The sequence below is a fragment of the Actinomadura livida genome (assembly GCF_014648675.1).
GTDB lineage: Bacteria > Actinomycetota > Actinomycetes > Streptosporangiales > Streptosporangiaceae > Spirillospora > Spirillospora livida.
In genome coordinates this window covers 31,215-42,185 of record NZ_BMRO01000001.1, presented here as the reverse complement: position 1 = coordinate 42,185, position 10,971 = coordinate 31,215, and the positions used below count along the sequence as shown (strand labels likewise).

General features: G+C 72.5%; 9 protein-coding genes. 8 read left to right on the top strand and 1 reads right to left on the bottom strand.

What is annotated here, in order from left to right:
• Window positions 1-61 precede the first annotated feature (61 nt).
• From rhaS to IEZ03_RS00140, 6 genes are read left to right on the top strand one after another with little or no spacing between them, the layout of a single operon-like run.
• Window positions 62-1,159 (top strand): rhamnose ABC transporter substrate-binding protein, encoded by a 1,098-nt coding sequence (rhaS, locus tag IEZ03_RS00165; RefSeq protein ID WP_184883204.1) that lies wholly within the window; start codon window positions 62-64, stop codon window positions 1,157-1,159.
• Window positions 1,160-1,168: 9 nt separating this feature from the next.
• Window positions 1,169-1,492 (top strand): L-rhamnose mutarotase, encoded by a 324-nt coding sequence (locus IEZ03_RS00160; RefSeq protein ID WP_184883206.1) that lies wholly within the window; start codon window positions 1,169-1,171, stop codon window positions 1,490-1,492.
• A gap of 43 nt (window positions 1,493-1,535) precedes the next feature.
• A complete protein-coding gene (gene rhaI, locus IEZ03_RS00155; RefSeq protein ID WP_184883208.1) occupies window positions 1,536-2,702 on the top strand; it encodes an L-rhamnose isomerase in 1,167 nt (388 codons plus the stop codon).
• Between the two features lie 22 nt (window positions 2,703-2,724).
• The gene (locus IEZ03_RS00150; protein WP_184883210.1) at window positions 2,725-5,949 is read left to right on the top strand and encodes a family 78 glycoside hydrolase catalytic domain; all 3,225 of its coding nucleotides are present in this window, start codon (window positions 2,725-2,727) and stop codon (window positions 5,947-5,949) included.
• A 20-nt stretch (window positions 5,950-5,969) separates the two neighbouring features.
• Window positions 5,970-8,021, top strand: coding sequence for a bifunctional aldolase/short-chain dehydrogenase (locus tag IEZ03_RS00145; RefSeq protein WP_184883212.1), 2,052 nt, complete (start codon window positions 5,970-5,972; stop codon window positions 8,019-8,021).
• Between the two features lie 19 nt (window positions 8,022-8,040).
• Window positions 8,041-9,486, top strand: coding sequence for an L-fucose/L-arabinose isomerase family protein (locus IEZ03_RS00140; RefSeq protein ID WP_184883213.1), 1,446 nt, complete (start codon window positions 8,041-8,043; stop codon window positions 9,484-9,486).
• 10 nt (window positions 9,487-9,496) lie between these two features.
• Here the strand turns inward: IEZ03_RS00140 and IEZ03_RS00135 are convergent, their stop codons facing one another.
• Entirely contained in the window at window positions 9,497-10,078 is a 582-nt protein-coding gene (locus tag IEZ03_RS00135) for a dihydrofolate reductase family protein (protein WP_221480650.1), read from the bottom strand.
• Between the two features lie 120 nt (window positions 10,079-10,198).
• Between IEZ03_RS00135 and IEZ03_RS00130 the strand changes: the two genes are divergently transcribed.
• Together IEZ03_RS00130 and IEZ03_RS37355 are read left to right on the top strand one after the other, a co-directional pair.
• The gene (locus tag IEZ03_RS00130; RefSeq protein WP_184883215.1) at window positions 10,199-10,417 is read left to right on the top strand and encodes a hypothetical protein; all 219 of its coding nucleotides are present in this window, start codon (window positions 10,199-10,201) and stop codon (window positions 10,415-10,417) included.
• Between the two features lie 48 nt (window positions 10,418-10,465).
• Window positions 10,466-10,971: PfkB family carbohydrate kinase (locus IEZ03_RS37355; protein ID WP_229807868.1), on the top strand; the 506-nt coding region annotated here is incomplete at its 3' end.

The following is a 10,971-nucleotide window of genomic DNA, read 5'->3' as shown; positions in this document are numbered from 1 at the left end:
CCGCCGCGCCGTGACCCCTCCACCCACCCCCGAAGCAAGACCCGGAATGAAAGGCACCCAGATGACCACTCGTTCGCGCGCCCCGCGAGGTCTGGCGGCCCGGTTGACGGCCACGGCCGCGGCGGGCGTCCTGGCCCTCGCCCTGGCCGCCTGCGGCGGAACCACCAAGGACTCCTCGTCCGCGTCGGGGGAGGGCAAGTCGGGAGGGAACGCCACGGCGGACCCGAACGCCCCGATGAAGAAGGACCTGAAGATCGCGTTCCTGCCGAAGCAGGTCAACAACCCCTACTCCACGATCGTCGACAACGCCGGCATCGCGGCGGCCGAGGAGTTCGGCGCGGAGGCCAAGGAGGTCGGCCCGTCAGACGCGTCGGCGTCCTCGCAGGTCTCCTACATCAACACGCTCATCCAGCAGCAGCACGACGCGATCCTCATCGCCGCCAACGACGCGAACGCGGTGTGCGGGCCGCTCAAGCAGGCGATGTCCAAGGACATCAAGATCGTCGCCTACGACTCCGACACCAACCCCGAGTGCCGGGACGTGTTCATCAACCAGGCGTCCTCGGAGGACATCGGCCGCAGCCAGGTCAAGCTGCTCGCCGACCAGATCGGCGCCGAGGGCGAGATCGCGATCCTGTCCGCGACCGCGAACGCCACGAACCAGAACACGTGGATCAAGTTCATGCAGGACGAGCTGAAGAAGCCCGAGTACTCGAAGATGAAGCTCGTCAAGGTCGCGTACGGCGACGACGACGACCAGAAGTCGTTCCAGCAGACGCAGGGCCTGCTGCAGGCGTACCCGAACCTCAAGGGCATCATCTCGCCGACCACCGTCGGCATCGCCGCCGCGGCCCGCTACATCTCCGGCTCCGGGTACAAGGGCAAGGTCGCGCTGACCGGCCTCGGCACGCCGAACCAGATGCGCAAGTTCATCAAGGACGGCACGGTCGACAAGTTCGCGCTGTGGGACCCGGCGAACCTCGGCTACCTCGCCGGGTACGCGGCGGGCGCGCTGGCCTCCGGCCAGATCACCGGCGCGGAGGGCCAGAAGTTCAAGGCCGGCAAGCTCGGCGAGCGCACCATCGGCGCCAACGGCGAGATCATCCTCGGCCCGCCGACGGTCTTCGAGAAGAAGAACATCGACGACTACGACTTCTGACGGCGCGCGATGGAGAGGAAGCGCGTCTGCTTCCTGCTGAAGGTCAGGCAGGACCGCCTGGAGGAGTACAAGCTGCGCCACCAGGCGGTCTGGCCCGACATGCGGGACGCCCTGCGCGAATCCGGCTGGCACAACTACTCGCTGTTCCTGCGCGAGGACGGCCTCCTCGTCGGCTACCTGGAGACCGACGACTTCGAGGCCGCGCAGGAGCGGATGGCCCGCACCGAGGTCAACGCGCGGTGGCAGGCCGAGATGGCGCCGTACTTCGAGGACCTCGACGACCGCCCCGACGAGGGGATGCGGCCGCTCCCCGAGGTCTTCCACCTGGACTGACCCTCCCGGGGCCGGCCCCAGAGAGCATCTGAAAGAGGTAACAGTGAACGACACCAGTGCGGTGAAGGACGCCCTGCGCCGCCAGCAGATCGAGACTCCCTCGTGGGCGTACGGGAACTCGGGGACCCGGTTCAAGGTCTTCGCCCAGCGGGGCGTGCCGCGCACCCCGCAGGAGAAGATCGACGACGCCGCGCAGGTGCACCGGTTCACCGGCGTCGCGCCCAAGGTGGCCGTGCACATCCCGTGGGACCGGGTGGACGACTACACCGCGCTGGCCGCCTACGCCGAGGAGCGGGGGGTGCGGATCGGCGCCGTCAACACCAACGTCTTCCAGGACGACGACTACATGCTCGGCAGCGTCACCAACCCCGACCCCGCCGTCCGCCGCAAGGCTCTCGACCACCTGCTCGAAGCCGTCGACATCATGGACCTGACCGGTTCCCGAGACCTGAAGCTGTGGTTCTCCGACGGCACGAACTACCCGGGGCAGGACGACATCCGCACCCGCCAGGACCGGATGGCCGAGGCCCTCGCCGCCGTCTACGAGCGGCTCGGAGACGACCAGCGGTTCCTGCTGGAGTACAAGCTGTTCGAGCCCGCCTTCTACATGACGGACGTGCCGGACTGGGGCGCCTCCTACGCGCACTGCGTCAAGCTCGGCCCGAAGGCGCAGGTCGTCGTGGACACCGGGCACCATGCCCCCGGCACCAACATCGAGTTCATCGTCGCGTTCCTGCTGCGCGAGGGGAAGCTCGGCGGGTTCGACTTCAACTCCCGCTTCTACGCCGACGACGACCTGATGGTCGGCGCCGCCGACCCGTTCCAGCTGTTCCGGATCATGTACGAGGTGGTCCGCGGCGGCGGGTACGACGAAGAGACGGGCGTCGCGTTCATGCTCGACCAGTGCCACAACGTCGAGCCGAAGATCCAGGGGCAGATCCGCTCGGTGATGAACGTCCAGGAGGCCACCGCGAAGGCGCTGCTCGTGGACCGGGATGCGCTGTCGGCCGCGCAGGCGTCCGGTGACGTGCTGGAGGCCAACGGGGTGTTCATGGACGCCTACAACACCGACGTCCGCCCGCTGCTCGCGGAACTGCGCGAGGAGATGGGCCTGCACCCCGACCCGGTCGCCGCCTACAAGGCGTCCGGCTACTTCGAGCGCGTCGTCGAGGAGCGCAAGGACGGTCAGGCCGCCGGCTGGGGCGCCTGACCCACGATAAGGAGCGCTGAGGATGCCCCCCACCTCGAAACGCCGTTGGACCGCCGCCGCCGTCTCCGCCGGGCTCGTTCTCTCCCTCGCCTCTCCCGCGCACGCGCGGGAGAGGGCGGAGCTGCGGGTCGCCGGGCTGGAGACCGAACACGCCACCACCCCGATCGCCGTCTCCGACCCGGAGCCCCGGTTCGGCTGGCTGCTGACCTCCAAGGAGCGCGGCCAGCGGCAGAGCGCCTACCGCATCTCCGTCGCCACCGCTGACGGGGACCGCACGATCTGGGACTCCGGACCCGTGTCCGGGGCCCGCTCCCACGACGTCCGCTACGGCGGGCCCGCGCTCAAGCCCGCCACCCGCTACACCTGGCGGGTCAAGGTCGCCGACGCCGAAGGCGACTGGACGCGCTGGAGCGGAAAGACCTGGTTCGAGACCGCGCTCGCCGGGGACGGCTGGCGCGGCTCGTGGATCGGCGCTCCCGGCGACGCCGCGTCGAGCCCCGACCTCGCCGGCACCAGCTGGATCTGGTACCCGGAGGGAGACCCGGCGACCGAGGCGCCCGCCGGGACGCGCTACTTCCGCGGGACGTTCGACCTGGCGTCGGTTCCCGACGGCGCCCGCCTGGTCATGACCGCCGACGACGGCTTCACCGCCTGGGTGAACGGGGCCGAGGCCGGGGGACGCGACCCCGACCCGGCCCAGGAGAACTGGAAGCGGCCCGTCGTGGTCGACGTGACGCCGAAGCTCCGCGAGGGGCGCAACGTCATCGCCGTCGCGGCCACCAACGGCAGGCCGAGCCCCGCCGGACTCCTCGGACGGCTGGAACTGCCCGGCCGGGACCCGGAGCGGTTCGACACCGGTGCGGACTGGCGTTCGGTGGACGAGGAGCCGTCGGGCGACTGGCGGGCCGCCGGCTTCGACGACGCCGGCTGGGAGAAGGCGAAGGTGCTGGCGGCCTGGGGCGGTGCCCCCTGGGGCGAGGTGAAGCCCGAGAAGCCGACCCGTCCGGAGCCGCTCCTGCGCCGCGACTTCACCGTCCCCGGCAAGGAGGTCGCCAGGGCGCGGCTGTACGCGGCGGCGGCCGGTTACGTCGAGCTGTCCCTGAACGGCAGGCGCGTCGGGGACGAGGTGCTGCAACCCGGCTTCGTCCGGTACGACAAGCGCGTCCAGTACGTCACCCGCGACGTCACCCGGATGCTGCGGCGCGGGGACAACGTGATCGGGGCGCGGCTCGGCCGCGGCTTCTACGGCATGACCCAGCAGAACGTGTGGAACTGGCACGCCACCCCCTGGACCGCCGAACCCCGGCTCCTGGCGCAGCTCGTCGTCACCTACCGCGACGGCAGCACCTCGACCGTCGCGACCGACGGCCGGTGGCGGTACGCCGAGGGGCCGGTGCGCTACGACTCCCTCTACGGCGGCGAGACCTACGACGCCCGCGAGGAGAAGCCCGGCTGGGACCGGCCCGGCTTCGACGCCTCGCCCTGGGAGCCGGCGGCGACCCTCACCGCGCCCGCGGACACCGTCGTCCCCGAGGAGCACGAGCCCATCCGGGTCACCGACACCCTCCGCCCGGTCGCGGTCACCAACCCCAAGGAGGGGACGTACGTCTTCAAGCTGCCGCGCAACATCGCCGGCTGGGCCCGCATCCGCCCGCGCGGCCCGGCGGGCACGAAGATCTCCCTCAAGTACGGGGAGCGGCTCAAGGACGACGGCACGGTCCTGGCCGAGAGCGGGCACGTCACCGGACGCTTCCAGATCGACGAGTACGTCCTGTCCGGGCGCGGCACCGAAAGCTGGGAGGCCCGCTACAGCTACAAGGGCTTCCAGTACGTGGAGGTGACCGGGTGGCCCGGTGAGGCGCCCACGGCCGCCGACCTGGACGGGCGCGAGGTCCGCACGGACCTGCGGGCGAACGGGACGTTCCGCAGCTCCAACCGCCTGTTCAACACGGTGGAGAAGATCACCCGGCAGACCGTCGTCAACAACTGGCACGGCATCCCGACCGACACCCCGATGTACGAGAAGAACGGATGGACGGGCGACGCGCAGCTCATGGCCGAGATGGAGATGGGCCGCTACGACCTGCGCCGGCTGTTCGCCAAGTGGATGACCGACCACCGCGACAGCCAGGGACCGGACGGCCTGGTCCCGGCGATCGTCCCCGACAACGGCTGGGGCCTCGGGGACGGGTGGCCCTCGCCGCCGTGGCACGCCTCGTTCACCGTCATCCCGTGGCTGATGTACGAGCGGTACGGCGACCGCGACGTCCTGTCGGACAACTACCCGGCCATGCGCCGCTACCTGGACGACTGGCTCACGCGCGGCGAGGACGGCATCTACCCGAGCCGGCTGAACGACTACCTGGCCCCCGGCTACGGCGGCAACACCCCGGAGGACAAGCGGCTGCACGGTACCGCCTACACCTACTCCAACACGCTGGTCATGGCCGACATCGCCGAGGTCCTCGGGCACGGCGGGGACGCGGCCCGCTACCGCGCCGCCGCCGCGACGATGAAGGAGGCGTTCAACCGGGAGTTCCTGCGCGGCGACGCCTACGTCACCGACACCGACCCCGGCTACCGGCAGACCTCGGCGCTGATCGCGCTCGCCCTCGGCCTGGCGCCGGAGGAGTCGCAGCAGGCCGTCACCGACCGGCTCGTCCGCGACGTCAGGGAGCGCGGCGACCACCTGAACACCGGGGCGCTCGGCACGAAGTACCTGCTGACCGAGCTGACCGCGCGCGGCCACGGCGAGCTCGCCTTCAAGATCGCGAACCAGCGCAGCTACCCGAGCTGGGGCTACTGGGTCGACAACGGCGCGACCACGCTGTGGGAGCGCTGGGACCTGGACGCCCGCTCCCGCGACCACGTGTTCCTCGGCGGCGCCATCGGCGAGTGGTTCCAGGAGGACCTGGCCGGGATCCGGCCGGCCGCACCCGGGTACGACCGGATCACGGTCGCCCCCAAGCCGCTCGGGGACCTGACCTCGGTGACCGCGTCGATGCCCACCCCGCACGGGCGGGTATCGGTGCGCTGGACGCGGTCCGGTGCCGGGTTCGCGCTGCACGTGACCGTCCCGGTCGGCGCGACCGCGGAGATCGAGCTGCCCGCCGCCGCGGCGGAGCGGGTCAGCGAGAGCGGGCGGCCCGCCGGCTCGGCCGAGGGCGTCCGCGTCCTCGGCGCCGGGGACGGCACCGTCCGGCTGGAGGCCGTCTCCGGGACCTACCGATTCCACGCACGCAAGTGACCCACGTTGGGAGAAGTCCAATGACCGCCACTCCACCCGAGGTGGAGCAGCTGCTGGAACGGGCCAACACCCTCGGCTCGGACCCGCGCAACACCAACTACGCGGGCGGCAACGCCTCGGCCAAGGGCACCGTCACCGACCCCGTGACGGCCCGCGACGCCGAGCTGATGTGGGTGAAGGGCTCCGGCGGCGACCTCGGCACCCTCACCGAGCAGGGCCTGGCCGTCCTGCGGCTCGACCGGATGCGGGCCCTGGTGGACGTGTACCCGGGCGTCGAGCGCGAGGACGAGATGGTCGCCGCGTTCGACTACTGCCTGCACGGCAGGGGCGGCGCGGCGCCGTCGATCGACACCGCGATGCACGGCCTGGTCGACGCCGCGCACGTCGACCACCTGCACCCCGACTCCGGCATCGCGATCGCGACGGCGGCGGACGGGGAGGAGCTCACCCGGCGGATCTTCGGCGACCGGGTCGCGTGGGTGCCGTGGCGGCGTCCCGGCTTCCAGCTCGGCCTGGACATCGCCGAGATCAAGAGGGCGAACCCGCAGGCGATCGGAGTGGTCCTCGGCGGCCACGGGATCACCGCCTGGGGCGACACGAGCGAGGAGTGCCAGGCCAACTCGCTGGACATCATCCGCACCGCCGAGGCCTACATCGCCGAGCACGGGAAGGCCGACCCCTTCGGCGAGGTCGTCCACCGGACGCTGCCCGAGGAGGAGCGGCGCGCCCGCGCCGCCGCGCTGTTCCCGCTGCTGCGGGGCCTGGCGTCCACCGACCGGCCGCAGGTCGGGCACTTCACCGACAGTGAGCCCGTCCTCGACTTCGTGTCCCGCGCCGAGCACCCGCGGCTCGCCGCGCTCGGCACGTCCTGCCCGGACCACTTCCTGCGCACCAAGGTCCGCCCGATGGTGCTGGACCTGCCGCCGGACGCGCCGCTCGACGACGTCCGGGCCCGCCTCCGCGAACTCCACGCCGCCTACCGCGAGGAGTACGCGGCCTACTACGACCGGCACGCCGCCCCGGACTCGCCGCCGATGCGCGGCGCGGACCCGGCGATCGTCCTCGTCCCCGGCGTCGGCATGTTCTCCTTCGGCGCGGACAAGCAGACCGCCCGGGTCGCCGGCGAGTTCTACGTCAACGCGATCAACGTGATGCGCGGCGCGGAGGCGCTGTCGTCCTACGCGCCGATCGACGAGGCGGAGAAGTTCCGCATCGAGTACTGGGAGCTGGAGGAGGCGAAGCTCCGCCGGATGCCGAAGCCGAAGCCGCTGGCCACGCGGGTCGCGCTGGTCACCGGCGGCGGTTCCGGCATCGGCGCCGCCACCGCCCGCCGCCTGGCCGCCGAGGGCGCCTGCGTCGTGGTCGCCGACCGCGACGCCGCGGCCGCCGCGAAGGTCGCCGCCGGGATCGGCGCCGGTGCGCTGCGCGCCTCGGACGCCGCCGTCGCCGTGGGCGCCGACGTCACGTCCGAAGACGAGGTCGCCGCCGCCGTCCGCGACGCGGTCCTCGCCTTCGGCGGCGTCGACCTCGTCGTCAACAACGCCGGGCTGTCGATCTCGAAGCCGCTGCTGGAGACGACCGCCGCCGACTGGGACCTGCAGCACGACGTCATGGCGCGCGGTTCGTTCCTCGTCTCGCGCGAGACCGCCCGCGTCATGATCGAGCAGGGGACGGGCGGCGACATCGTCTACATCTCGTCCAAGAACGGGGTGTTCGCCGGGCCGAACAACGTCGCCTACGGCGCCACAAAGGCCGACCAGGCCCACCAGGTGCGGCTGCTCGCCGCCGAGCTGGGCGAGCACGGCATCCGCGTCAACGGCGTCAACCCCGACGGGGTCGTGCGGGGCTCCGGGATCTTCGCCGGCGGCTGGGGCGCCGAGCGCGCCGCCGTCTACGGCGTCGAGGAGGAGCGGCTCGGCGAGTTCTACGCGCGGCGGACGCTGCTCAAGCGCGAGGTGCTGCCCGAGCACGTCGCCGCCGCCGTCTTCGCCCTCACCGGCGGGGACCTGACCCACACCACCGGCCTGCACATCCCCGTGGACGCGGGGGTCGCCGCGGCGTTCCTGCGCTGACGGGACCGACAGGAGGATCATGACGGACAACGCATCGCAGCCCGTGACGACGCCGTCCCGGAGCGGGCCGCCGGTCAAGGTCGGCCTGGTGGCCGGCGGGCTGGGCGCCTACTGGCCGCAGTTCCCCGACCTGCTCCCGCAGCTCAGGCGGTCCGCCGAGCGGGTCTCGGAGCGGATGCGCGGGCTCGGCGCCGAGGTCGTCGACGCCGGCTTCATCTCCGACGCGCAGGAGGGCGCCGCGGCCGCCGAGAAGCTCCGCGCCGCCGGCTGCGACATCATCGTCGGCTTCCTCACCACCTACATGACCGCGTCGATGCTGGTCCCCGTCGCGCAGCGGGCGGACGCGCCGGTCCTGCTGATCAACCTGCAGCCGACCGAGTCGATGGACCACGCCGCCTTCGACACCGGGCAGTGGCTCGCCTACTGCGGCGCCTGCCCGCTGCCCGAGATGGCCAACGCGTTCGAGCGGCACGGCGTCCCGTTCCGCTCGGTGTCGGGGTACCTGGAGGACGAGCGGGCCTGGGCGAAGATCGGGCGCTGGGTGCGGGCCGCCGGGGTCCGGGCCGCGCTGCGCCGCGGCCGGCACGGCCTGATGGGCCACCTGTACCCGGGCATGCTGGACGTCGCCACCGACCTCTCGCTCGTCAGCGCCAACTTCGGCGGGCACGTGGAGGTGCTGGAGTTCGACGACCTGCGCGTCCGCGTGGAGAAGGTCACCGACGCCGAGGCCGCGGCGAAGAAGGCCGAGGCGGAGAAGGTCTTCGAGCTGGACCCCTCCGTCAACGACGACGACCTGACCTGGGCGGCCCGCGTCGCGGTCGGCCTCGACCGGCTCGTGGCGGACTTCGAGCTCGACAGCCTCGCCTACTACCACCGGGGCCTGGACGGCGAGATCCACGAGCGGCTCGGCGCCGGGATGATCCTCGGCGCGTCGCTGCTCACCGCGCGCGGGATCCCCGCCGCCGGGGAGTACGAGCTGCGCACGGCCCTCGCCATGCTCATCGCCGACCGGCTCGGCGCGGGCGGCTCCTTCACCGAGCTGCAGGCCCTGGACTTCCACCGCGGCCACGTCGAGATGGGCCACGACGGGCCCGCCCACCTGGCGATCAGCGCCCGCCGCCCGCTGCTGCGCGGCCTCGGCGTCTACCACGGCAAGCGCGGCTACGGAGTGTCCGTCGAGTTCGACGTCAAGCACGGCCCCGTCACCGCGTTCGGGATCATCCAGCGCCGCGACGGCCGGTTCGCGTTCGCCGCGTCCGAGGGCGAGACCGTGGACGGCCCGCTGCTGCGGATCGGCAACACCACCTCCCGCGTCGACTTCGGCTGCGACCCGGGCGAGTGGACCGACGCGTGGAGCGCCACCGGGATCTCCCACCACTGGGCCCTCGGCACCGGCCACCGCGTCGCCGACCTGAAGGCCCTCGCCGGCCTGCTGGAGATGGAGATGGTCGAGGTGAGGCCCTGACCCGCACCGCTCAGCGGGCGCGGTAGTAGAGGTGGGTGACGCCGACCCCCTCGATCACGCGGTGCGGGGTGCCGAGCCGGACGGGGGCGGTGGACGGCCCGGAGAAGTACGGGATGCCCTCGCCGAGCAGGACGGGGACGAGGTTGACGCGGACCTCGTCCAGCAGCCCCGCCTCCAGGCACGACTGGGCGGTGGCCGCGCCGCCCACGCCGACGATGCCGCCGCCCGCCGCCGCCGAGGCGGCGGCGACGGCCTCCTCGATGCCGCCGGTGATGACCGTGACACCGGGCGGGGGGTCCTCGGGCGCCCGGTGGGTGACGAGGAAGACCTCGCCGCCGAGCGGATGGACGCCGTCCCAGCCGTTCGTGAGGTCGTAGAGGCGGCGTCCGGTGAGGATCGCCCCGATGCCGTCCATCGTCTCGCGGATGTGCGCGGCGCTCGCCTCGGAGACGTGGAACGACATCTCGGGATTCCGCGTCCGGACGGTCACCGGGCCGTCCGAGTACCAGCCGAACAGCTCGTCCACGCCGTCGGAGGGGTCGGCGATGTAGCCGTCCAGGGACATCGTCATCTCGGCCACTACCAGCGCCATGTCATCGCCTTTCCGAAGCTGTTCAGGGGACACCGGTACAGACGGGCGCGGGGGGTGGAACTCATCGGTCCCGCGACCCCGGAGATCTAACGGAAAGTAGCTGAACGTAACGTTGCGTGCATGGGGGAGGATCGGGGGAGCTGGGCGGGGCCCGGCGGGCTGCGGGTGCGGGCCGTGCGGCTGAGCGGGGCGCACCGGGTGCTGGCCGAGCGCGCCGGCGTGCTCGGGCACAGCGCGTTCCTGGTGACGCGGAACGGGGCGCTCGTCGGGCGCGGCTACTACCCGTCCGTGGAGAGCCTGGCGGAGGTGGTCGACCTGGCCGAGCTGCGGACCCGGTGACCGCCTCCGGGTTGCGCCGGACGACCCGGCCCGTGTAGTCGGTTGTCCGTGAACGAAGAACGCTCGCGGAGCTGGGAAGTCGTCGTCGTCGGGTCGGTCAACGCGGATCTGGTGGTCGGCGTCGAGCGGAGACCCGCGCCGGGGGAGACCGTGCTCGGCTCCGACCTCGCCACCCTGCCCGGCGGCAAGGGCGCCAACCAGGCCGTGGCGGCGGCCCGGCTCGGCGGGCGGGTCGGCATCGTCGGGCGGATCGGCGACGACGGGCACGGCGAGCTGCTGCGCGGCGCCCTGGCCGCCGACGGCGTGGACCTCGCCCACCTCACGGTCACCGAGGGCGCCCCGAGCGGCGTCGCGCTGATCACGATCGGGCCGGACGGCGACAACAGCATCATCGTCTCGCCCGGCGCCAACGCCCGGCTCGCGCCGGAGGACATCGCCGCGGCCGCCGACATGATCGGCCGGGCGTCCGTCGTGTCGTTCCAGCTGGAGGTGCCGCTGCCCGCCGTCGAGGCCGCCGCCCGCGCCGCCGCGGAGGCGGGCGCGCGGGTCGTCCT

What these genes read in the sequence shown, in the direction of transcription:
- IEZ03_RS00135 (WP_221480650.1), bottom strand. Translation starts at nt 10,078, where the DNA reads ATGGCGCTGGTAGTGGCCGAGATGACGATGTCCCTGGACGGCTACATC.
- rhaS (WP_184883204.1), top strand. Translation starts at nt 62, where the DNA reads ATGACCACTCGTTCGCGCGCCCCGCGAGGTCTGGCGGCCCGGTTGACG.
- IEZ03_RS00160 (WP_184883206.1), top strand. Translation starts at nt 1,169, where the DNA reads ATGGAGAGGAAGCGCGTCTGCTTCCTGCTGAAGGTCAGGCAGGACCGC.
- IEZ03_RS00140 (WP_184883213.1), top strand. Translation starts at nt 8,041, where the DNA reads ATGACGGACAACGCATCGCAGCCCGTGACGACGCCGTCCCGGAGCGGG.
- IEZ03_RS00145 (WP_184883212.1), top strand. Translation starts at nt 5,970, where the DNA reads ATGACCGCCACTCCACCCGAGGTGGAGCAGCTGCTGGAACGGGCCAAC.
- IEZ03_RS00130 (WP_184883215.1), top strand. Translation starts at nt 10,199, where the DNA reads ATGGGGGAGGATCGGGGGAGCTGGGCGGGGCCCGGCGGGCTGCGGGTG.
- IEZ03_RS00150 (WP_184883210.1), top strand. Translation starts at nt 2,725, where the DNA reads ATGCCCCCCACCTCGAAACGCCGTTGGACCGCCGCCGCCGTCTCCGCC.